Raw genomic sequence first — 20946 nt, forward strand, 5'->3', positions numbered from 1 at the left:
TCCTCGTCCGCCGCGCTTTGAGAGGGCCGCCTCTCCCAGCACGGCTAGGGCGTGTTGACCAAAGGTCTACACCACGGAAGGACGTTGCAGGTCAATCGCATCAACTTGCTGCTCCTCGAACAACGTAGACAGGACATCAAATCCTTCCCGCTCCACCATCCTCACCTCGGCCTCCGACAAGAAGAAGCCCATCCGCACCTTCCCGACGCTCGCTGACTTCGACAGGGCGAGCTGCGCGAATGAATCCGGGAACGGGTACGGTTCGGTGAATGCGAATGCCACCTTCCCATAGCGCTCAGCGAACTCCGGCACGCTTCGGTGGAGGTGACGCAGATAGCTCACCTCTGGAACCGTCACCCGGAGATTGAGCAGGAACGTCAAGGACGCCGCAACCGCGTTCACCACGACGTCGTCTAGCTCGGACACGGGCACGATGACCTCCACCACCTCGCCCAACACGTCCTGGTAGTGCGTCAGTCCAAGCGACGCCAGGACGTGGGTGTCCTGCATGGCCCCTGCAAAGTCCAGCAACTGAACGGTGACACCCTCATGTTCAAAGCGTGCGTGGAAGTCGGAGGCGAAGCTCCCCAGGTAACGTTCGTAGTGGTCAAGATAGGCTTCGCCGAGGTTCACGCGTCCCGTTATACCCAGCTCGGCACGTCCATCCACTCCAATACACACGCGAGCGTCACCCATGCCTCGAACATCATGGCGAGTTTGTCGTAGCGCGTCGCGATTCGGCGGTGCCGTTTAAGCCGCCCTACCAGCCGCTCAATCTTGTTTCGTTCCCGATACACCGTGCGGTCGAATGGACTCGGTCGTCCCTGATCGGAGCGCCTGGGAATCACGGCTTGGATGTGCCGTCGGTGCAGCAAGCGCCGCAAACTCGGGTAGCTGTAACCCTTGTCCCCGACCAGCACGGCGGGTCGCGAGCGGGGTCGTCCCTGCCGCTCGCGCTTCACCCGACCAAGGTTCAGCAGAGGCTCCAGGTACTTTGCTTCGTGCCGCTCCCCTACCAGAGAGCACGAAGGCCATAGGCTTGCCGTTCCCTTCCGCGCGTAGGTGGAGCTTGGTGCTGAACCCGCCACGCGGACGGCCAAGCGCCTGGCCGTCCTGCCCGCCAGGTGCACCAGCAGCGCAGGGATGCGCGCGGATAACGGTGCCATCCACGAAGTACGTCTGCCAGTCGAGTATACCCTTAACGTCGGCATCGCGTTGCAGGTGGTGCAGCAGACGCTGCCAGATCCCAGCGTGCGTCCAGCGACGGAAGCGGACGTAGACGCTGTTCCACTTACCGTAACGTTCGGGGAGATCGCGCCAAGGCGCGCCTGAGCGAAGGATCCAGAGGATGCCGTTCAGCACCCGTCGGTGGTCATGGGGAGGACGGCCACGTGACGGGCGTTGAGGTAGGAGAAGTGGGACGAGCTTGCCCCACTGATCGTCGGTGAGGTCATAACGGCACAGTTCCGCAGGTTACCCCACCCTTTCGTCAACGCGGCCTAGAACAGGCGGTCGGGCAGGGCCGCCTGCGCCGAGGCGGGCTTCAGACTCAGGCGGGCGCGCAGGTCGCGGATCACTGCGGCCTTTTGCCCGCTGCTCACGCCCCGCAAAATCCAGGTTTTGATGTCCAGTGGGTCTTCCAGCCCTTCATCGAGCGCCAGACGCAGGGTGTCGAGTTCGGGCAGCTTGAGGTCGTTGCGCAGCAGGAAGGTCAGGGTCCGCATGACCTCCTCGACCTGCTCCTCGCGGGGGCGGGCGCGCAGGGCCGCGTCCACGCCCTCTTCCTCCTGAGAGGGCCGTGAAGGGGCCTCGGCAGCCCTCCGCGCACCGCTGCCGCCCCTGGAGGCTCGCTGGGCCTTCTGAGGGCCTTCTGGAGCCAGCAAGGGGTCTGCGGGCACCTGATACTTCTCCGGGTTCTTGAGCAGGTCCACGAAAAAGGCCGGGCGACTGCGCGGCTTGTACCCCGAGGCCACGATGGCCTGGTAACGCTCCAGGGTGTCGGCCACGCTGGCCTCGCCGTACTCGCGGACGAGCTGTAGGGCGCGGGTATGGGTGATGCCGATGCCGGCCAGGTTCTGGACCAGCAGCGGATCAGGCGGAATGAACGCCTCGCCGAAGGTGTAGTGCAGGAGCTTTTTCTTGCCGCGTCCCAGGTACTCAACGTTTTTCAGGAAACCTTTTTCCAGCAGCTCCTCGTGGGCGGCGTCCAGGGTGCGCTGCGCCATGCTGGGACGGTCGCTGACGATCTTGCAGGCTTCCGCCCACTCCATCAGGCCGACCTGGTACGACATCGCGACCCGCTCGGGGTTCTCCGGGTCGCGGCGCTGCGAGTCCAGCAGGCGGTACAGGGCGCGGGTGGGGGGCCGCTTGAGGGTCTGCATGAAGCTCAGGTCCAGCGGCTTGATGTACCCCGAGCGCACGCTGCGGGCAATCTCCTGCGGCAGCGTGATCTTCAGGATGCTGCTGGCATCGAGCCGCTCGGCCTCGCCGGACGAGAACTCCAGGCGGTCGATGTAGCGGAAGTTGACGTTGGTCCAGCGCTTGCGCGGATGGTCGCGCCAGCCCTCGGCGATGAAATAGTTCGTGGTCAGCAGCCGCTTGAGGCTCTCGTCAAGCGCGGCGTAGTAACGCCCGCTGGTGTCCAGCCCCGCCATCTGAAGCAGCTGGTAGGGCGTGCAGGTCACGCTGCCGTCGGCGGGTGACCCCTGGTCGATGTACAGGTTGACCAGCGCCGCGCTGATGTCGGTGTCGATGCCGTGGGGCACGCCGTACTCGGGCATCGCCTGGCAGGTCACCTTGTAGCGGCGGTCGCCGTCCTCAAGCTCCACGCTCCAGTCGCGGTAGTCGGGCGGGATGCGCTCCTGAACGCTGATGAGGCTCAACCGGGCGATGTTGAGTTCGTCGAAGCGTTTGATTCCTTTTTCGGACACGGGCACCCCTTGTTTGTTGTTTTTTAGATCTTTTAATTCTTTAAAAGATTATATGTTGTCAACAACAAGCGGCGGCCCTCCTCGCGTGCTGGACGGACTCCAGGGGGTCAAACGGCGCAAGTTGTCCGATAGTTTGGCGCAAGTTGTCCGATAGTTTTGGGGTCAAAACGGCGCAAGTTGTCCGATAGTCGCGCCTGAACGGCGCAAGTTGTCCGATACTTTCGGCGCAAGTTGTCCGATAGGTAGACTCCCAAAACGGCGCAAGTTGTCCGATACCCCAGGCCCCAAACGGCGCAAGTTGTCCGATAGTTGGAGGCCAAACGGCGCAAGTTGTCCGATACTCCCCTCGTGCAGAGGTTTACAGCGAAAAACAGCGTCTGGCAAGGAGTCTATTCCAGAACGGCGCAAGTTGTCCGATAGTCGTTGGTTTCCAAACGGCGCAAGTTGTCCGATAGTAAGTTTTAATGTTTTTGACATAATTACAAAGGCGTTTACGTCAAGGGCCAATTTTTCGAATGGCTTTTTGACGTTGCCCTTGCGCACTGCAAGGCGTGACTTTCATAACGACTGAGGGGCAGGGCCAGAGGGCCTTTTGGTATGGGGGCTGCTGACCTGTTGTCCCTCGCCACAGACGCCAAAACGGCACAAGTTGTCCGATAGCGTCTGGCCGGGGGGAGCGGCGTTGCTCGTCACGTGACGAGCGGGCGAGGTAGGCTGGAGCGAATGCGGACGCTGACGTTTTTCAACCACGCGGGCGGGGTCATGAAAACGAGCCTCACGCGCGACGTGGGCCACACGCTCTCTCAGGCTGGTCTGCGCGTGCTGGTCATCGATCTCGATCCGCAGGCCAACCTGACCGACTGGCTGGGGGTATCGGGCGTCACGCGTGAGCAGACCGTGTACGGCACCGCCGCGCGCGGCGAGCCTCTTCCCTCCCCTACCCCGGCGCACGGCCTGCACCTGATTCCCAGCGACGTGTCGCTGGCCCTGGCCGAGGGACAGATGATGGGGGTTGTCGGCGCACACCTGCACCTGCGTCAGGCGCTGCAAGACGTGGCTGCCGGATACGACGTGGCCCTGATCGACAGCCCCCCCAGCCTGGGCCAGCTCTCGATCCTGGGCGCGCTGGCCGCCGACCATCTGGTGGTGCCGGTGCCCACCCGCCAGAAGGGAATGAACGCCCTGGCGGGGTTGTCGGAAGCGATGGCGACCTACCGCAAATTGCGCCCGGACCTGACGGTCGCGCTGTACGTCCCCACCCTCTACGACGCCCGGCGCTCGCACGACCGGGAAGCGCTGGCCGCCTTGCAGGGCATGCTTCGCCCGCTCGCCAGCCCGGTTCCCGACCGGGGCGCGGTGTGGAACGACAGCGCCAGCGCCGGGCAGCCGGTAGGGGTGTACGCGCCCGGGTCGCCGGTGCATCAGGACGTGCTGCGGGTGTCGGCCGAGATCGCGCGGGCCGTGGGCCTCGGCGTACAGATTCCAGGGGTGAAGGCGTGACCCGCCGCGCCCGGCCCGCCATCGGGGCGAGACTCACCGGGCTGGTGGAGGGGGTCGAAGCGCTGGGGCAACCGGCAGCCGCCACGCTCCCAGTCGAAGCGCTGCAAGCGGGCACCTTTCAGCCGCGCGCGCACTTCTCGCCCGGGGCGTTGGAGGCGCTGGCCCAGAGCATTCGCGAGCAGGGCGTTTTGCAACCGTTGCTGGTGCGGCCTCTGTCCGGGGGGCGTTACGAGATCGTGGCGGGCGAGCGCCGCTGGCGGGCCGCCCAGCTTGCCGGACTGGCCGAGGTGCCGGTGCTGCTGCGCGACCTGACCGACGCTCAGGCCCAGCTCGCCGCCGCCGTCGAGAACCTGCAACGTGAGGACCTCAACGTGATCGAGGAGGTTCGCGCCCGGCTTCAGGTGGCGGCCTCCAGCCTGGGGGTGCCGGTGGAGGAGGCAGTCGCCCGCCTCTTTGCCCTCGACCGCCGCCCCGAGGAAGACCCGGAGGCGGTGGCCCGGCTCGACGCGGTGTTCGGCGCCCTGGGCCGCGAGACGTGGCGTTCTTTCGTGAAAAACCGCGCCGCCGTCCTGAACCTGCCGGACGACGTGCAGCAGGCGGTACGCGGCGGGCTGGACTACCGCAAGGCGCTGATCGTCGGCCGGGCCGCCGACCCGGCGGCGCGGGCGGCGCTGCTTGAGGCGGCGGCTGGGGGCGCGACCGTGCAGGACTTGCGTGCTCAGGTCACCCCGACCCGGCCCGCCAGCCGCGATCCGGTGCAGGCGCTGGCCCGCCGGCTGGCCGACCGCCGCACGCTGGCGGGCCTGGACGCGGCCCGGCGGCGCAAGGTCGAGCGGCTGCTGGGGCAGGTGGCAGAGCTGCTCGACCAGAACTGACCCGGCCTGCTCGTCACGTGACGAGCAGGTTACTCCCGCTCCGTGTCCGGCGGGTCGAGCTGGGCCAGGGCAGCCCGCAGCAGAGGCCCGCCCCCCGGCGCGGCGGCGTAGTCACACAGCGCCAGAAAGGCGGCGTCGGCCGCGTGGGCACTGACCCCCAGCGAGAGGTCCACCTCATCTCCGAGTTGCTCCAGCACGTAGTTGACGGCGCTCTCGGGATTGACCTCGCGCGGCAGCAGGGTCAGGCCGTCTGGAGCCTCGATCAGGCGGAGTTGCCCGGAAAAAGGTCCCTCCTCCAGCCACGCGCGCCACTCACGGGCCGCCGCGCTCAGCGCGTGGGCCAGGCCGTGGGGGTGGCGTACTGTGACGAGGAGGGGCAGGCCCGCCCGCTCGTGCAACTCGGCCTCGGTGCCAAGCTGCCCCAGCCAGCCGATATGCTGCGCCGCCTGAAACGCCAGCCGCAGGGCGCCCTCGCGCTCGGTCAGCGTCTCGCGGGTCAGGCGCCGCCAGGCGGGGTCCTCCTCGCCGTCGGGGGTCAGGACCACCGCGCCGTGCCGCAGCACCTGCCAGGAGGTGAAGGGCGCCGGAACGTCGAGCAGCCCTTCCTCGTCCAGCCCGGTGACCGGGATCAGCTCGGCCTGCGCGGTCAGGAGGGCGCCCAGCGCGAGCGCGGCGGCGCCGGGGCCGGCGTCCTGCGGCCCGGACGCCGTGTAGAGGCCCGCCGGATTGACAAAGGCGACGATCATGCCCGCCACTCTAGAGCGGCGAGGGGGCGGGCCGAGCCTTCAGCCTCCCAGATAACTCGCGCTCAGCGCCTCGTTGCGGGCCAGCTCGTGGGCAGGGCCGTGCAGGCGGACCTCGCCGGTTTCCAGCACGTAGCCCTCGTCGCTGATGGCGAGGCTGGCGCGGGCATTCTGCTCGACCAGCAGGATGGTCACGCCCTCGTCACGCAGGCCCTGCACGATCCGCAGGATGTCGCGCACGATGAGGGGCGCCAGCCCCAGCGACGGCTCGTCGAGCAGCAGCAGGCGGGGGCGGCCCATCAGCGCCCGGCCAATCGCCAGCATCTGCTGCTCGCCGCCGGACAAGGTGCCCGCAATCTGGGTGCGCCGCTCGTGCAGCCGGGGAAAGCGGGCGTACACTCCGTCGAGGTCCTGCCGCCACGGCCCGCGGCGGCGGGTGTAGGCGCCCAGTTGCAGGTTGTCGGCCACCGTCATGGAAGCGAAGAGGTCGCGCCGCTCGGGCACCAGCGTGATGCCGCGCGTCACCCGGGCCTCCAGCGGGACCCCACGCAGCGACTCGCCGCCGTACAGCACCTCGCCTGCCGAGGGGGTCAGCACGCCCATCACCGAGTTCAGCAGGGTGGTCTTGCCTGCCCCGTTGGCGCCGATCACGCTCACGATGTGCCCGGCCTGAACCTGAAGGCTGACGCCGCCCAGCGCCTCGACCCGGCCGTAGCGGGTATGCAGGCCGCGCACGTCGAGCAGCGGTGGGGGAGACGCGGGAGTCGGGGGAAGGGGCATCAGGCCACCTCGTCCGTCAGGTCCACACCCAGGTAAGCCTCGCGCACCGCCGCATTGGCGCGAATCTCGGCGGGCGTGCCCTCGGCCAGCCGCTCGCCGTAGTTCATCACGACCAGCCGGTCCACCAGGCTCATCACCAGGTCCATGTCGTGCTCCACGATCAAGATGGTCACCCCCTCGTCGCGCAGGCGCCGCAGCAGGGCGACCAGTTCCATCTTCTCGCCGTAGCGCAGGCCGGCGGCGGGTTCGTCCAGCAGCAGCAGGGTGGGATCGGCCACCAGCGCGCGGGCGACTTCCAGCGTGCGCTGCTGCCCCAGCGCGAGGTTCCCGGCCAGCAGGTGGGCCTGTTCGCCCAGCCCGACCCGCCGCAGCTGCCGCAGCGCCTCGTGTTGCAGGGCCGCCTCCTCGGCGCGTTCGAGGTGCAGCAGGCTGGCGACCATCCCGGCGCGGCCCCGGGCATAGCCGCCCATCATGGTGTTGGCGAGCAAGGAGAGGTCGGGCAGCAGGTGGACATGCTGAAAGGTGCGGCTCAGGCCCAGCCGGTGAATCTGCCCGGCACTCTGGCGGGTGATGTCCCGCCCGGCGAAGGTCACCTGCCCGCTGGTGGCCGGATTCACCCCGGTGATCAGGTTAAAGAGGGTGCTCTTGCCCGCCCCGTTCGGCCCGATCAGGCCCAGGATCTCCCCGGCCCGCAGCTCGAAGGACACGTCGTTCACGGCGCGCAGACCGCCGAACTGCTTGACCGCGTGTTCGACCCGCAGCAGCGGCGTGCCGGGCTGGGGCTTGACGCGCTCGGGGAGGCGGGTGCGCTCGGGCAGCAGGCGCAAGCCCTCCTGCGGGAGCACCCGCTCGACCAGCGGCCACAGCCCGCGCCGGGCGAATTGCAGGGTCAGAATCACCAGCACGCCGAAGACGATCACCTCGAAGTTGCCCTGCGCGCCGATCAGGCCCGGCAGCACGTCGCGCAGCCACTCGCGCAGGCCGGTGATCAGTCCCGCGCCCAGCAGGCCGCCCCAGACGTGCTGCGAGCCGCCCACCACGGCCATGAACAGGTATTCGATCCCGGCCTGGAGGCTGAAGGGGGTGGGGTTCACGAAGCGCTGGCTGTGGGCGTAGAGCCACCCCGCCAGCGAGGCCAGCAGCGCCGCGAGCACAAAGACCTTGACCCGCAGCCCGAAGGTGTTCACCCCGAAGGCCTCCGCGACCAGCGGCCCGCCGCGCAGCGCCCGCATGGCCCGCCCGGTGCGGCTGGAGAGCAGAAACTGCGCCCCCAGCGCCGAGAGGCCCAGCCCCAGCAGGGCGAGGTAGGCGAAGGTGCGCGGCGAGGTCAGGGGCGTGCCGAAGACCTGGACCGGGGGGATGTTGGTCAGGCCGGTAAAGCCGCCCAGCGCGGGCGAGTTGCCGAACACGTAGTACAGGCTGATGCCCCAGGCGATGGTCGCCAGCGGCAGGTAGTGCCCCTGCATCCGCAGGGTCGCCACCCCCAGCAGCCAGGCGATCAGCGCCGTGATGCCGAAGCCCGCCAGCAGTGTGAGCCAGGGACTCCAGCCCGCCCCGGTGCTCAGCACGGCGGTCGTGTAGGCCCCCACACCCATAAAGGCCGCCTGCCCGAAGGAGGTCAGCCCCACGATGCCGGTCAGGAGCACCAGCCCCGTCACCACGATGGCGAAAATCAGGACGTTGACCAGCAGCGTGACCTGAAAGAGCGGCAACACCAGCGGCAGCGCCAGGCCCACCAGCACCGCCAGCGCGGTCAGGACGAGGCGGGCATTCATTCCTCGTCCTCCGGGATGTGCCGGGTGGTGAGGCTGCGCCACAGCAGCACGGGCAAGATCAGCGTGAACACGATCACTTCCTTCCAGGCCGACAGGCTGAACGAGGCGAAACTCTCGATCAGGCCAACCAGCAGGGCGCCCGCCGCCGCCAGCGGGTAGCTCACCAGCCCGCCGATGATCGCGCCGATAAAGCCCTTGAGGCCGATCAGGAAGCCCGAGTCGTAGTTGACCGCCACGCTGGGACCGATCAACATGCCGCCCACCGCCCCGATCAGGGCCGCCAGCGTAAAGGTCAGCATGCCCGCCGACGAGGGGCTGATGCCCACCAGCCTCGCTCCCAGACGGTTGACGGCGGTTGCCCGCAGCGCCTTGCCGGGCATGGTGCGCTCGAAAAAGAAGTACAGTCCCAGCATCAGCCCCGCCGAGATCAGGATCACCAGCAGGCTCTGGTTGCTGAGCGTGACCTGCCCCACCGTGAGGTTCCCGGGCGCGAAGGGCGGTGTGCGCGATCCCTCCGGCCCGAAAAACACCAGCCCCAGCCCGGTCAGCGCGAGGTGCAGCGCCACCGAGGCGATCAGGAGCACCAGCACGGTGGCGTCCCGCAGCGGCTGGTAGACCGTGCGGTAGAGCAGCGGCCCCAGCGGCGCCACCAGCGCCAGCGTGAGCAGCGCCTGCGCCCACAGCGGGGGCCTCAGCGGCGCCAACCAGCCGGTCAGCAGGTACGCGGCGCCCCCCACAAGCGCCGCGCCCAGCAGGGTCACGCCGCCCCGTCCGGGCTGTCCGCGCCGCGTCTGGGACCAGGCTTCCATCACGGCCGCCAGCGCCAGCAGCGCCAGCAGCAGCCAGAGGGTCCCCGGCACCCGGCCGAGTTGCAGGGCCGCCAGCGTCAGGGTGCCGAACACCACGAACTCGCCCTGCGGAATAAAAATCACCCGGGTCACGGCGAACACCAGCACCAGTGCCAGCGCCAGCAGCGCGTACACGGCGCCGTTGGTCAGGCCGTCCGCCGCCAGAATCGGAAAGATGGTCGGATCGAAAATTTGCATTCAGGCTCCAGCGAAGCGGGGAAAACAGGGAGGCAGGCGGGTCGAGGACACGGCGGAGGGCAGGGAAAAGCCGGAGCGCACGGCGCGCGCTTCAGGCTGGATTGTGGGTGACTGCACCATACGTGCTGGGCGCGGGGGACGGCAACACGCCGCTTTCCGCGCTTCCCGACCCGCTGGACACCTTGCTTATCTCTTATCAAAGTGATATCACTCTGATAGGAGGCACCATGAGCAAACTGGAGAAGGTTCCGCCCACCGTCGGCCCCGCTGGGGGCGTCTCGCCCGATTCGCGGGTCGCCAGCTCGGAGCGTCCAGCTTTCGGGCTGCCGGGGGTCCCGGCGGTGTTGCTGTGGCTCGTGCTGGCCGCTCTGGCCGCCTGGCTGATCGTGTTGGGTGATCTGCTGGTGCCGGGAGCCGTCCTGGCGGCGCTGCTGGCGCTGGGCCTGATCGGGTTTTTCATCGTGCAGCCCAACCAGGCCAAGGTGCTCACCCTCTTCGGGCGCTACGTGGGCACCGAGCGGCGCAACGGGTTTTACTGGACCAACCCCTTCACGGTGCGGAAAAACGTCTCGCTGCGAATCCGCAACTTCAACTCCGAGCGCCTGAAGGTGAACGACCAGGCGGGCAACCCCATCGAGATCGCCGCCGTGATCGTGTGGCGGGTGGTGGACACGGCCCGGGCCATCTTCGACGTGGAGGACTACAGCGGGTTCGTCGCCATCCAGTCGGAAACGGCCCTGCGGCACCTCGCCGCGCAGTACCCCTACGACGACCACGACGGCCAGGGCTTCTCGCTGCGCAGCAACCCCGACGAGGTGGCCGAGGCGCTGGGCCGCGAACTTGCCGCCCGGCTGCGGCACGCAGGTGTCGAGGTGCTGGAAGCCAGGCTCTCGCACCTGGCCTACTCGCCCGAGATCGCGGGCGCGATGCTCCAGCGCCAGCAGGCCAGCGCGATCATCGCCGCCCGGCAACTCATCGTGCAGGGCGCGGTCGGGATGGTCCAGATGGCCCTGCGCGAGCTGTCGGACCAGAACATCGTGGACCTCGACGAGGAGCGCAAGGCCCAGATGGTCAGCAACCTGCTCGTCGTGCTGACCAGCGAGCGCGGCACCCAGCCGGTCGTCAACGCGGGCAGCCTGTACTAGGCCCGGCCCCGATGCCCCCTCGCAAGAACTACCCGCTGAGAATCAGCCCCGAGCTGTACGCCGCGTTGGAACGCTGGGCCGCCGACGACCTGCGCTCGGTCAACGCCCAGATCGAGTACCTGCTGACCCGGAGCGTGCGCCAGGCCGGGCGCCTGAAAGAGAGGGAAGAGGCCGCGTCCCCGGCCCCTTCGCCCACCGAAGAAACGCCCTGACCCCCTGGCCCCAGACCCTCACCGTCCGGGGCCACTTTGTGCGCGGCGCGAGTTGAGGCATACTGACGTGTTTGTCTGTGAAGTCGAAACCTCCCGGCAGAACAGACCCCCACAGCAGGCAGACGACCCACTTCCCGCGCGGAGAACCAGGTGCAAGGCCGCCTGAGGCGTTCTTTTTCTTCCCCGGCGCGCTCTCCAGCGCTGCGCCTCCACCCGGACAGCCGCTCCCGGCGGTCCCCAGGGTGTGTTCTGCCGACAGGACATCCATGACCCAGACCCGAAACCGGCCCACCCGAGCCGCTGCCCCGTCCACGCCTGCCCCCTCCGCTGCCCCCGTCACCGACTGGCGGACGCTGCTGGGCGACCGCACGCCCACGCCTGTCCAGGCCGGAGCGATTCCCGCCCTGCTCGCCGGGCGCGACGTGATCACCACCGCCCGCACCGGCAGCGGCAAGACGCTGGCTTTCCTGATCCCAGCGGCGGCGCGCGGCATCGGCATGACGCCGACGCGCGGAATGCGCCCCGAGGTGCTGGTCGTCACGCCGACCCGCGAGCTGGCGGTGCAGATCCGCGACGTGGCCCGCGAACTCGGCATGACCGCCGGGCGCATCACCGGGGGCATCAGCCCTTCGCAGACCCGCACCGAGGCCAGCGGCAAGGGACTGATCGCCGGAACGCCGGGCCGCCTCAAGGACCTGATCACACGCGGCGAGCTGTCCCTGGCGGGCCTGCGCTACGTGGTCCTCGACGAGGCCGACGAGCTGCTCTCGCTGGGCTTCCTGAAGGACGTGGGCGACATCCTGCGTTCGGCCCAGGGTCAGGCGCGCCCGGGCCTCCAGATTGCGATGGCCTCCGCGACCTTCCCGGCCGCGATTCGTGAGGTCGCGGAGCGCTTCATGCACTCGCCCGAGCGCATCGACATCGCGCCGGACCGCTCCTCGGACGCCTCCAACCACAGCGGCGACGTGCTGGGCGGCGCGACCGGGGCCACCCACCTGCTGCTGCACACCACCCGCGAGGACGTGCTGGACGTGGCCGCCGAGCACACCCGCGAGGCGTTGCGCGCCCCCGGCGGCTGCGTGGTGATCTTCTGCCGCACGAAGTCGCTCGTCAAACGCCGCGCCGAGCGCCTGGGAGAGCTGCTGCGCGGCGAGGAGGTCAGCGCCCTGCAAGGCAACATGGACCAGAAGAAGCGCGAACGCACCATGGACCTGCTGCGTGAGGGCAAGTCGCGCGTGCTGGTCGCCACCGACATCGCCGGGCGCGGCATCGACCTGCCGGAGGTGCGCCTGGTCATCCACATGGACGTGGCGTCCACCTCCGAAGACCATGTCCACCGCTCGGGCCGCACCGCCCGCGCCGGGCGCCCCGGCGTCAACCTCGTCCTGCTGATTCCCGAGCAGCGCGAGCTGTGGCGCAACGTGCGCCGGGGTCTGCCCGCTGCCCTCCACCCGCCGCTGACCCGCGAGGAAGGTCAGATCGACAAGGCCATTCAGGAAAAGCAGGGCCAGGGCGGTGGCGGCGGCCAACGTGGAGGCGGGCAGGGACGTGGCCCGGGTGGAGGCGGACGCCCCGGAGGCCAGGGGCAGCATCAGAGCCGCGCCCCGCGCGACGCCGGAGCGTCCAACCACGGCCGTGCCGAGCAGGGCCAGAAGCGGGCCGCCAAGCCCCACCCCCACAATGCCCAGCGCCTCGATACCGGAACCGGGGCCGGGCGCGTCGGCCCGCAGCCTGCGCGCCGCCGCCGCTGAACGCAGGGTTTCAAGGTGAAGGGAGGGGAGAGCCGTGAGGGGCTTTCCCCTCCCTCTCCATTTGCTCGTCACGTGACGAGCAACCCGTCTCAACTTCTGAAGCGGGCCAGAAGTTCCGTGCTGGCGCGGGTCAGCAGCAGCACGTCCACGCCCACCGCCACGAAGGTGTAACCCCACCCCAGATACCGCCGCGCCGTCGTCTCGTCCGTCGCCAGGATGCCCGCCGCCTTGCCCGCCGCTCGAATTCGGGTGGCCGCGTTCCGGATGGCCGCCTGGACTTCCGGCTGTCCGGGGTTTCCCAGGTGGCCCATGCTCGCAGCGAGGTCGGCGGGGCCAACAAATACGCCGTCCACGCCTTCGACGGCCGCGACCTCGTCCAGTGCCTCCAGCCCGGCCACCGACTCCACCTGCACCAGCAGGCAGATGCCGTCGTTCGCGTGCCGCAGGTAATCGGCGTCCCGCGAAAAACCGCTGGCCCGCACCAGCGCACTCGCCACGCCCCGGATGCCCTGCGGCGGGTAGCGGGTGGCCGCGACCATTTCACGTGCCTGCGCCGCCGACTCCACCATCGGGATCAGCAGGATGCGGGCGCCGATGTCGAGCACCTGTTTGATCTGTACCGGGTCGCCCACGGGCAAGCGCACCACCGGGGCCGAGGGGTACGCGGCCAGCGCCTGAAGCTGCGCAAGGATGCTCCGCAGATCGTTGGGCGCGTGCTCGCCGTCCACGACCAGCCAGTCGAACCCGGCCCCAGCGCAGACCTCGGCGCTGTAGGCATCCGCCAGCGAGAGCCAGAGGCCGTAGAGGGTGTCGCCACGGACCAGGGCGGTTTTGAACCCGTTCTCATCCCCCACGGGCCACCCCCGTGAAGCGGCACGAGAAACTGCCCTGTGGCCCGTAGTCGAAGGTGAACACGTCCCCCGGGGCGATGTCCACCGGGCGGGTGAACGACCCCGCGAGAACGAGTTCCCCCGCCTTCAGGCCCTCCCCGTGGGGTGCGAGGCGGTTCGCCAGCCACGCGACGCCCGCCGCCGGGTGTCCCAGCACGCCCGCTGCCACCCCGGTTTCCTCCACCACCCCGTTGCGCAGGCACAGCCCCGCTGCCCAGCGCAGGTCGAGGTCATCCGGGCGCATCGCTCGCCCGCCCACGATCACCCCGGCATTGGCCGCATTGTCGCTGATGGTGTCGGTCACCCGGCGGGGCTTGCCCGTCTCCCGGCTCACCCGCTGGATGCGGGCGTCGATGATCTCGGCGGCGGGCGTCACGTACTCGGTGGCCCGCAGCACGTCGAAGATCGTCACGCCGGGGCCATGCAGGTCGGCCTTCAGTAAAAAGGCCAACTCGACCTCCACCTTCGGGGCCACGAAGCGGGATAGGGGAATATCTCCGTTCGGCTCGAAGAACATGTCGTCCAAGAGCGCCCCGTAATCCGGCTCGGTGATCTGCGAGGCCATCTGCATCGCCCGCGAGGTCAGCCCGATCTTGTGCCCCAGGATGCGCCGCCCACCCGCGACCTTCCGCGTCACCCAGGCCCGCTGCACGGCGTAGGCATCGGCAACCGTCATGCCGGGAAAGCGTTCGGAGAAGGGAGGGAGCTGCACGCCCGTCGCCTCTGCCCCCTCCAGCTCGTCGGCCAGGCCAGGCAGGAGGTCGTCCCGAATCACCCGCTCAGATGACATTGATGGGCATCCCCTTCAACTCACTCTCGGTCAGCGCCGCCCAGCCGCCCCCGAACGCCTCCATGCGCGACCCTTCCTCGAACCAGCTCCGGGGGGTCTTCGCGCCCCACAGCGTTTGTCGCCGGGGGTCGTCGCGCTGCCAGCGGATCGTCTCGAAGTCGGGGTCCACGGTGAGGTAGTCGGAGGTATACAGCTCGATGCGGTGGCCGTCAGGGTCACGGACGTACAGGAAAAAAGCGTTGGAGATGCCGTGCCGCCCCGGTCCACGCTCGATGCGTTCGGGCTGCCGCGCCCCCGCCAGGATGTCGCACGCGCGGATGATGCTCATGGCGTCGGGCATCCAGTAGGCCCAGTGGTGCAGCCTCGGCCCGGCCCCGTTCGTCATGGCGAGGTCGTGGACGCCGCCCCGCCGCTGAATCCAGGCGGCCCAGATGCGCCCCTCCTCGTCCTCGGTCAGCTCCGAGGCGCGGAAGCCCAGCCGCTCGCCGTACCAGGCCATCATGCTGCCCACGTCGGGCGTCATCACGTTCACGTGGTCCACCCGTTGCAGGCCTGGCCCCCGGTGCAGGTGGTAATCCTGAAGCAGCCAGCGGTGCGTGCGACTCTCGCGGTAGAAGGCGACGGGCACGCCGAAGGGGTCCTGCATTCGCAGCACGCGGGGGCGGTCCAGTTCCTCCTCCCAGCGGTAGGGAAGCCCCTCGCGCTCGGCCAGGGCGACCAATCCGTCCAGGCAGGCGTCCGTCCGCACCCGGTAGGCGAGGTGCCGCACGCCTGCCTCCGGCGCCTGCTCCAGCTTCAGCGTCCACTCGCGGTCTTCCACGCCGCGCAGGTACAGGGCGCCCGGTTCCTCGTGCAGCACGTTCAAGCCCAGCAGATTCACATAGAAGTCACGCGAGGCTTCGAGGTCAGTGACGGTAAAGACCGTGTGGGCGATGCGAATCACGTCCGGGCGGGGATCAGTCATCGGCGGCCACCCCTTCCGCCTTCCCGCTGCGGTTCAGGAACGCCCCGATGCGCTCCACGTAGGGCTGCTTGTTATAGACCTCGTACAGCGCCGAGTGCATCCGCACGGGGTCCCCGAAGAAGAACTTCTCGTAGAGGCTCTGGCGCCCGCCGAAGGAACTCATGGACATGTCCCAGGCGAGGCGGAACAGCTTGAGGCGGTCTTCTGCGCTCGCATTCCCGGCTTGCAGATACTTGCTGATCTGCGGCCCCAGCGGTCCCTCGCGGTCGGCCTTGCTCGGCATCATGATGATGCCTGACGCGCCCAGCAGTTGCAGCAGTTCGGGCAGCCGGGCATACACCGCCGGGTAGTAGTTGCGGGCGGCGTCCAGCGGGCCACGCGCCGGGGTCATCACCCCGTACTCGTTGACGGTGGCCCCCGCGACGGCGGCGACCTCCAGCGCCTTCATGATCTCCAGTATCACGATGATCTCGGCGACCTTGCTCTGCACGTGCTGGAACTGCCCCGACCCGATGGCGTTCACGATGCTCTGCGCGGTGCCCAGGAACGCCTCCGTCTTGGCGACCTTCAGATTCACGACCTGATAGGCCATGTGCAGCACGGCGTCGGTGGCAGCATAGGCCTTGTTCGCCAGCTCCACGTCGTACAGCAGGAACACGCGCTCCCAGGGCACGAGCACGTTGTCAAAGATCACGAAGGCGTCCTGCTCGTCAAAGCGGCTGCCCAGCGGGTGGTCTTCGGGGTCGCGGCCTACGTCAAAAGGCTCGCGGCACTGGAAGCTCAGGCCGGGCGCGTTCGTCGGCACGGCAAAGCCCATCGCGTAGCGGCTCTTGTCGGCGTTCTCCTTGAGCACGGTGGACGGAAACACCAGAATCTCGTCCGCGATGGGCAGCGTCGCCATCATGCGGGCGCCGCGCATGACCACGCCGTCCTCGCGCTCCTCCACGATCCCCAGGGCGATGTAGGGGTCGGGCATCTCGGAGGCCATCTTCGCGCGGTTGACCTGCGGGTTGGTCAGCGCGTGGGTCAGGCAAAGGTCGTTCTCCCGCACGTACTCGTAGTAGCGGCGCATATTGCCCGCGAAGTCGGGCTTATGGTCGCCCTCCACCTCGCAGCGGGCGAAGTAGTCCGCGCCCATGCCCGCCGCCATCACGTTGGCGTTCATGTAGTCGGGAGCGCGGCCCAGGAAGCCCAGCGAGTAGTTCGCGCGGATGCGGTGCGCCTCCCCGATGCGGGCGAGGTCCTCTTTGGTGCGCGGCACCATCAGGCTCATGGGGTGGCGCTCGCCGTTCTCCTCGTAGGTCAGTTTTTCCCGCAGCTCCGGCTGGTGCTGGAGGTCGTACAGCCCCGCGAGCGAGTGCGCCATGTTGCGGGTCGCGGGGTGGGTGGTGGGGTCCTCGACCCGCTGCCCGTCGATGTAGAGGGTGGGCGGATTTTTCCGCAGGCGGTCGAGAAACTGCTGCCCGGTGATGGCTGCCATGCTCAGTTCTCCTTCCCGGCGAGGCCGGTGTAGGTGGGGTCCACGAAAATGCCGCCCTGCCGCTGTTCGGTGATGTCCTGCGGGTCGCCGTGAAGGTGCTCGACCTCGGCGGCGTAGGCTTCGGCGTCGTCCTGGGGCACGTAGCCCAGCACGTCCCAGCCGTCGGGGGTCATCCAGCGGCGGGTATTGCCGCTGATGCCCGCGACGGTCAGAAAGCCCACGTCGGGCGTGGTGACGGCCCGTTCGAAGAGTTGCACCGCGTCCCTGGGACTGAGCCAGGTGGAGAGGTGCCGGGCATCCTTCGGCCTCGGCTGGAAGGAGCAGATGCGGACCCCAACAAACTCGACGCCGTACCGCTCGAAATACATGCGGCCCAGCGCCTCGCCAAAGACCTTGCTGACCCCGTAATAGGTGTCCGGGCGCACGGGCACGTCCGGCCCGATCTTCTCCGAGCGCGGATAGAAGCCGACCGCGTGAATGGAGGAGGCGAAGGCCACCCGCCGCACGCCCAATTGCCGCGCCGCTTCAAGGACGTGGTAGGTGCCGTCAAAGTTCACGTCGCGGATGCGCTCATAGGTGTGCTCGTCCGCGATGCCGCCGAGGTGGATCACGGCGCCCACGCCCTCCATCGCGTCCCGGACCTCGTCAAAGTTCGTCAGGTCGGCGGGGACAATCTCCTCGCCCGCCTGCGCTTCTCCCAGGTTGCGGTTATCGGTCAGGCGCAGGACCGGGAAGCGCCCGCGCAGGCCGTCGCGGAGGGCGGACCCGACTTGCCCGGCGGCTCCGGTGAGGAGGACGGTGTGGGGCGTCATCCCTCCGCCACCTCCTTCTGCACCACGGGCGCCTGCCCGACCCCTAGCCGCGCCGTCTTGTGCGTCCCCAGCGAGATGGCGATGTTCTTCGTCTCCATGTAGAACTCGAAGGAATAGTCGCCGCCGTCGCGCCCGATGCCGCTGTTCTTCACGCCGCCGAAGGGCGTGGGCAGGTGCCGCACGTTTTCGGAGTTCACCCAGATCATGCCTGCCTCCAGCCCATGTGCGAAGCGGTGGGCGCGGGTGAGGTCGTTCGTCCACAGGTAACCGGCCAGGCCATATTTCACGTCGTTGGCGAGGACCAGAGCATCCGCCTCGTCGGTGAAGGGAATGGCGGTTAGGACCGGGCCGAAGATTTCCTCCTGGCTGATTCGCATGTCGTTGCGTGCCCCGGTAAAGAGGGTGGGGGAGACGTAGTTCCCCTCGCCGCCCACGCGTTCGCCGCCCGCCGCGATGGTGGCGCCTTCCTCGCGGGCCTTGTCGAAGTATCCCATGACCTTCTGGAAGTGGCGCGGGTGAACCAGCGGCCCGACCTCGGTGTCGGGGTCCAGGGGGTCGCCCACCCGGATGTTCCGCGCCCGCTCGGCGATGCGGGCGGTGAACTCGTCGTAGATGCCCTCCTGGATGAGCACGCGGCTCGACGACGTGCAGCGTTCCCCATTCAGGCTGTAGATCATGAAGACCACGGCGTCGAGCGCCTTGTCGAGGTCCGCGTCGTCGAACACCACGACCGGGTTCTTGCCGCCCAGCTCGAAGTGCACGCGCTTGAGGGTGTCGGCCCCCTGCCGCATGATGTGGCTGCCGGTGACCGTCTCCCCGACGAAGGCGACCGCTTTGATCAGTGGGTGCTCGGTCAGCGCCTTGCCCGCGCTCTCCCCAAAGCCGTGGACGAGGTTGTGGACCCCTTTCGGCAGCCCCGCCTCGTCCATGATCTCGGCCAGCAGGGTCGCCGTGACCGGACTCCACTCGGCGGGCTTGTGGACGACCGTGCAGCCTGCCGCGAGCGCCGGGGCGATCTTCCAGGTGCTCAGCATGAAGGGCGTATTCCAGGGCGTGATCACTCCGACCGGGCCGATGGGCTGCCGGATGGAGTAGTTCAGGAAGCCGGGCGCGGGCAGGCTCTCCCCATCCTGGGCACCGGGCGCGCGGTCGGCGTAGAAGCGGAAGTTTTCCGCCCCACGCGCCGCCGCCGACTTCATGAAGCGGATGGCCTGCCCGGTGTCCACGCTCTCCAGCACGGCGATCTCCTGCGACCGCTTCTCGATCAGGTCCGCGATCTTATGCAGGATGTTGCGGCGCTCGGCCCCGCTCACCTCGCGCCACGTCTGAAAGGCGTCGTGGGCGGCGCGGGCAGCCCGGTCGATGTCGGCCGCGTCGCCGCTCGCCACGGTCACCAGCGCGGAGTTGTCGGTGGGCGTGTGGCTCTGGAAGGTCTCGCCGCTCTGCGAGTCCACCCATTCGCCGCCGATGAAGTGTTTCAACCCTCCGGTGAGTTGGCTTTCGCGCAACTCGCGGGCGAGGTCGTGGTTGGGGTGCGCTGAGGTCTGGGTCATGGCTGCTCCTTGACGGGGAGGCTGATGGAGTAGGCGAGGAAGGACTGGGTCAGCCCTTTGAGGGCCTCCCGTGTCGTGGTGTTCAACATGGCCGACGTGCCGGGGGCAGAACCGGTGATAACGCGGTAGGTAGAGCCGTTCCCTCCGGGAAAGTCATAAATAACTCCGGTACCTGCGACATTAATTTTCCGTCCGCCCGTCACATACACCCCCGGCGTGCCGTCGAAGTTCCGCGTGGCGTAGGTCGCCGTCTTGCCGTTGTCCCACACGATGACCGTCTCTCGGCTCGTCGCGCCCATGAACGCCGCTTGCGGCTGATAGCGGCAGGGGAAGGTGCCTTCCGGGGTGCGAAACTCGTTCACCCGGGTCATCCGGTAGGCAGGATCACGGACGTTCTCGACGTTGCTGGTGCGAATGAAATAGCGCCCCCCGCTCAGCGGGAACGTGATGGCGGTATAGACCTGCCCGGCTCCAGCGTCGGACGGCCCCAGGTTGTATTCAGCCACATAGTCGAAGGCGTCCGTATTGGGCGCGGGCCGCTTGAGCACCTGCCGGAGTTGGATGGGCTGGGGTGCCGGTCCCAGCTTCTGCGGCTGTGTCACGCCTATCACCCGGTCCGGCGCGTCGCACCAGGCAAAGGCGGGCTGCACCTTGCCGTCAATCTGCATGTATGACCGCATCTCATACCGCTGCGGCGCGGCCAGGGCGAGGGCCGAGAGTGTGAAGCCCAGCGTCAGCAAAGTCTTGCGCTTCATGCCCGCAGCTTCCGCCCGCCGCATGAGCGTTGCCCCCCGCTTGGCTGGCCCCCTCGCCCGGTTCACCGCCCGTCCCACTCGCCTTCCCTGGCCTCCTTGCCCTTGATCGGCTCGGCCCCTTCGTCCTCCTCCTGAATGCCGTTTTCCAGCACGCCCAGCCCCTCGACCTCCAACCGCATCACGTCGCCGGGGTGGACGTGCGAGATGCCCTTCGGCGTGCCTGTCAGGATCACGTCGTCTTTCTGGAGGGTCATGAAGCGTGAGATGTGCTCGATCAGTTCGGGAATCGAGAAGATCATGTCGCGGGTGCTGCCCTGCTGGCGCAGCTCGCCGTTGACGTGCGCGGTGAGCGCGAGGTCGTGCGGGTCCGCGATCTCGTCGGCGGTCACGTAGTACGGCCCCAACGGCCCGAAGGTGTCCCAGCCCTTGCCGCGCAGGGGCGGGCGGAAGGTGTTGGTCACGTAGTCGCGCACCACGAGGTCGTTGCCGATAGTGTAGCCGCCGACGTAGTCCATCGCATCCTTCGCCTTCACCCGGCGGGCGTCCCGGCCCATGATCACGCCGAGTTCGACCTCGTAGTGCATGAACTCCGCGCCGCGCGGGTAGATCACGGTGCCCCGGTGCGGCAGCAGCGTGGTGTTCGGTTTCCAGAAGAGGGCCGGTTCGCTGGGCTGCGTCAGCCCGAGTTCGCCCGCGTGGTCGTTGTAGTTCAGCGCGAGGGCGATCACCTTGGGCGGGTCGACGGGCAGGCGGAACTGCACCCCGTTCGGATCGTGGGCGACTCCGGCCGCGTCGATAAGCTGGCCGCCGTGGAGATGACCGCTGAGCGAGCGGCCCCCGGCGATAAAGCGGGCATATTTCAAGGTGGGACTCCGTTCAGAGAGGCGAAAACGTGGCGGTGGCCCTCAGCATACGGTCCGCCGGGGGGCGGGCCTACTGGTGCGG

Annotated in this window: 20 protein-coding genes; 5 read left to right on the forward strand and 15 right to left on the reverse strand. The window is 68.3% G+C overall.

The window, feature by feature from the left end; genetic code table 11:
* Positions 1–66: 66 nt before the first annotated feature.
* The 3 genes from HNQ09_RS06670 to HNQ09_RS06680 all read right to left on the reverse strand — a co-directional run bounded on the left by HNQ09_RS06670 (position 67) and on the right by HNQ09_RS06680 (position 2930).
* Entirely contained in the window at positions 67–633 is a 567-nt protein-coding gene (locus HNQ09_RS06670) for a hypothetical protein (protein ID WP_184027085.1), read from the reverse strand.
* 8 nt (positions 634–641) lie between these two features.
* Positions 642–1464, reverse strand: a protein-coding gene (locus HNQ09_RS06675; RefSeq protein WP_184027474.1) for an IS5 family transposase whose coding sequence is annotated in 2 segments (ribosomal slippage) — positions 642–1016 and positions 1018–1464 — 822 coding nt in all. Because the reading frame shifts where the segments join, the coding sequence is not laid out codon by codon here.
* A 35-nt stretch (positions 1465–1499) separates the two neighbouring features.
* Positions 1500–2930 (reverse strand): replication initiator protein A, encoded by a 1431-nt coding sequence (locus HNQ09_RS06680; protein ID WP_184027087.1) that lies wholly within the window; start codon positions 2928–2930, stop codon positions 1500–1502.
* 723 nt (positions 2931–3653) lie between these two features.
* On the opposite strand from HNQ09_RS06680, the gene HNQ09_RS06685 reads away from it, so the two are divergent.
* Both HNQ09_RS06685 and HNQ09_RS06690 read left to right on the forward strand, forming a co-directional pair.
* The gene (locus tag HNQ09_RS06685; RefSeq protein WP_184027089.1) at positions 3654–4430 is read left to right on the forward strand and encodes a ParA family protein; all 777 of its coding nucleotides are present in this window, start codon (positions 3654–3656) and stop codon (positions 4428–4430) included.
* Positions 4427–5305 carry a ParB/RepB/Spo0J family partition protein gene (locus HNQ09_RS06690; RefSeq protein WP_184027092.1) on the forward strand — a complete coding sequence of 293 codons (879 nt, stop codon included), beginning with the start codon at positions 4427–4429 and terminating at the stop codon, positions 5303–5305. Before HNQ09_RS06685 ends, HNQ09_RS06690 begins: the two co-directional genes overlap by 4 nt.
* 29 nt (positions 5306–5334) lie before the next feature.
* Here HNQ09_RS06690 and HNQ09_RS06695 read toward each other — a convergent pair whose 3' ends face one another.
* The 4 genes from HNQ09_RS06695 to HNQ09_RS06710 are packed head-to-tail and all read right to left on the reverse strand — an operon-like array spanning position 5335 to position 9649.
* Positions 5335–6051: an HAD family hydrolase gene (locus HNQ09_RS06695; RefSeq protein WP_184027094.1), complete on the reverse strand. Its 717-nt coding sequence runs from the start codon at positions 6049–6051 to the stop codon at positions 5335–5337.
* A gap of 39 nt (positions 6052–6090) precedes the next feature.
* The gene (locus HNQ09_RS06700; RefSeq protein WP_184027096.1) at positions 6091–6828 is read right to left on the reverse strand and encodes an ABC transporter ATP-binding protein; all 738 of its coding nucleotides are present in this window, start codon (positions 6826–6828) and stop codon (positions 6091–6093) included.
* Positions 6828–8603, reverse strand: a complete 1776-nt coding sequence (locus tag HNQ09_RS06705) for a branched-chain amino acid ABC transporter ATP-binding protein/permease (protein ID WP_184027098.1) — start codon at positions 8601–8603, stop codon at positions 6828–6830. Before HNQ09_RS06705 ends, HNQ09_RS06700 begins: the two co-directional genes overlap by 1 nt.
* Positions 8600–9649 carry a branched-chain amino acid ABC transporter permease gene (locus HNQ09_RS06710; protein ID WP_184027100.1) on the reverse strand — a complete coding sequence of 350 codons (1050 nt, stop codon included), beginning with the start codon at positions 9647–9649 and terminating at the stop codon, positions 8600–8602. Before HNQ09_RS06710 ends, HNQ09_RS06705 begins: the two co-directional genes overlap by 4 nt.
* 227 nt (positions 9650–9876) lie before the next feature.
* On the opposite strand from HNQ09_RS06710, the gene HNQ09_RS06715 reads away from it, so the two are divergent.
* The 3 genes from HNQ09_RS06715 to HNQ09_RS06725 all read left to right on the forward strand — a co-directional run bounded on the left by HNQ09_RS06715 (position 9877) and on the right by HNQ09_RS06725 (position 12757).
* The gene (locus HNQ09_RS06715; protein ID WP_184027102.1) at positions 9877–10794 is read left to right on the forward strand and encodes an SPFH domain-containing protein; all 918 of its coding nucleotides are present in this window, start codon (positions 9877–9879) and stop codon (positions 10792–10794) included.
* An 11-nt stretch (positions 10795–10805) separates the two neighbouring features.
* Positions 10806–11006, forward strand: coding sequence for a type II toxin-antitoxin system antitoxin (locus tag HNQ09_RS06720; RefSeq protein ID WP_184027103.1), 201 nt, complete (start codon positions 10806–10808; stop codon positions 11004–11006).
* Positions 11007–11272: 266 nt separating this feature from the next.
* Positions 11273–12757, forward strand: coding sequence for a DEAD/DEAH box helicase (locus tag HNQ09_RS06725; RefSeq protein ID WP_184027105.1), 1485 nt, complete (start codon positions 11273–11275; stop codon positions 12755–12757).
* An 89-nt stretch (positions 12758–12846) separates the two neighbouring features.
* Here the strand turns inward: HNQ09_RS06725 and hpaI are convergent, their stop codons facing one another.
* From hpaI to HNQ09_RS06765, 8 genes are all read right to left on the reverse strand, one after another.
* Positions 12847–13611, reverse strand: a complete 765-nt coding sequence (gene hpaI / locus HNQ09_RS06730; RefSeq protein WP_184027107.1) for a 4-hydroxy-2-oxoheptanedioate aldolase — start codon at positions 13609–13611, stop codon at positions 12847–12849.
* A complete protein-coding gene (gene hpaH, locus HNQ09_RS06735) occupies positions 13601–14437 on the reverse strand; it encodes a 2-oxo-hept-4-ene-1,7-dioate hydratase (protein WP_184027110.1) in 837 nt (278 codons plus the stop codon). The genes hpaI and hpaH overlap by 11 nt, the downstream gene beginning before the upstream one ends.
* Entirely contained in the window at positions 14427–15401 is a 975-nt protein-coding gene (hpaD, locus tag HNQ09_RS06740) for a 3,4-dihydroxyphenylacetate 2,3-dioxygenase (protein ID WP_184027112.1), read from the reverse strand. The genes hpaH and hpaD overlap by 11 nt, the downstream gene beginning before the upstream one ends.
* Positions 15394–16881, reverse strand: a complete 1488-nt coding sequence (gene hpaB / locus HNQ09_RS06745) for a 4-hydroxyphenylacetate 3-monooxygenase, oxygenase component (protein ID WP_184027115.1) — start codon at positions 16879–16881, stop codon at positions 15394–15396. The genes hpaD and hpaB overlap by 8 nt, the downstream gene beginning before the upstream one ends.
* A 2-nt stretch (positions 16882–16883) precedes the next feature.
* On the reverse strand, positions 16884–17693 hold the full coding sequence (locus HNQ09_RS06750) for an NAD-dependent epimerase/dehydratase family protein (protein WP_184027117.1): 810 nt from the start codon (positions 17691–17693) through the stop codon (positions 16884–16886).
* On the reverse strand, positions 17690–19246 hold the full coding sequence (gene hpaE, locus HNQ09_RS06755) for a 5-carboxymethyl-2-hydroxymuconate semialdehyde dehydrogenase (RefSeq protein WP_184027119.1): 1557 nt from the start codon (positions 19244–19246) through the stop codon (positions 17690–17692). The genes HNQ09_RS06750 and hpaE overlap by 4 nt, the downstream gene beginning before the upstream one ends.
* Positions 19243–20001: a hypothetical protein gene (locus tag HNQ09_RS06760; protein ID WP_246363201.1), complete on the reverse strand. Its 759-nt coding sequence runs from the start codon at positions 19999–20001 to the stop codon at positions 19243–19245. Before HNQ09_RS06760 ends, hpaE begins: the two co-directional genes overlap by 4 nt.
* Before the next feature lie 62 nt (positions 20002–20063).
* The gene (locus tag HNQ09_RS06765; RefSeq protein ID WP_184027123.1) at positions 20064–20864 is read right to left on the reverse strand and encodes a fumarylacetoacetate hydrolase family protein; all 801 of its coding nucleotides are present in this window, start codon (positions 20862–20864) and stop codon (positions 20064–20066) included.
* Between the last annotated feature and the right edge of the window lie 82 nt (positions 20865–20946).

Source organism: Deinococcus budaensis (genome assembly GCF_014201885.1).
Classification (GTDB): Bacteria; Deinococcota; Deinococci; order Deinococcales; family Deinococcaceae; genus Deinococcus; species Deinococcus budaensis.

What these genes read in the sequence shown, in the direction of transcription:
- HNQ09_RS06685 (WP_184027089.1), top strand. Translation starts at nt 3,654, where the DNA reads ATGCGGACGCTGACGTTTTTCAACCACGCGGGCGGGGTCATGAAAACG.
- HNQ09_RS06695 (WP_184027094.1), bottom strand. Translation starts at nt 6,051, where the DNA reads ATGATCGTCGCCTTTGTCAATCCGGCGGGCCTCTACACGGCGTCCGGG.
- HNQ09_RS06700 (WP_184027096.1), bottom strand. Translation starts at nt 6,828, where the DNA reads ATGCCCCTTCCCCCGACTCCCGCGTCTCCCCCACCGCTGCTCGACGTG.
- HNQ09_RS06705 (WP_184027098.1), bottom strand. Translation starts at nt 8,603, where the DNA reads ATGAATGCCCGCCTCGTCCTGACCGCGCTGGCGGTGCTGGTGGGCCTG.
- HNQ09_RS06710 (WP_184027100.1), bottom strand. Translation starts at nt 9,649, where the DNA reads ATGCAAATTTTCGATCCGACCATCTTTCCGATTCTGGCGGCGGACGGC.
- HNQ09_RS06715 (WP_184027102.1), top strand. Translation starts at nt 9,877, where the DNA reads ATGAGCAAACTGGAGAAGGTTCCGCCCACCGTCGGCCCCGCTGGGGGC.
- HNQ09_RS06720 (WP_184027103.1), top strand. Translation starts at nt 10,806, where the DNA reads ATGCCCCCTCGCAAGAACTACCCGCTGAGAATCAGCCCCGAGCTGTAC.
- HNQ09_RS06725 (WP_184027105.1), top strand. Translation starts at nt 11,273, where the DNA reads ATGACCCAGACCCGAAACCGGCCCACCCGAGCCGCTGCCCCGTCCACG.
- hpaH (WP_184027110.1), bottom strand. Translation starts at nt 14,437, where the DNA reads ATGTCATCTGAGCGGGTGATTCGGGACGACCTCCTGCCTGGCCTGGCC.
- hpaD (WP_184027112.1), bottom strand. Translation starts at nt 15,401, where the DNA reads ATGACTGATCCCCGCCCGGACGTGATTCGCATCGCCCACACGGTCTTT.
- hpaB (WP_184027115.1), bottom strand. Translation starts at nt 16,881, where the DNA reads ATGGCAGCCATCACCGGGCAGCAGTTTCTCGACCGCCTGCGGAAAAAT.
- HNQ09_RS06750 (WP_184027117.1), bottom strand. Translation starts at nt 17,693, where the DNA reads ATGACGCCCCACACCGTCCTCCTCACCGGAGCCGCCGGGCAAGTCGGG.
- hpaE (WP_184027119.1), bottom strand. Translation starts at nt 19,246, where the DNA reads ATGACCCAGACCTCAGCGCACCCCAACCACGACCTCGCCCGCGAGTTG.
- HNQ09_RS06760 (WP_246363201.1), bottom strand. Translation starts at nt 20,001, where the DNA reads ATGAAGCGCAAGACTTTGCTGACGCTGGGCTTCACACTCTCGGCCCTC.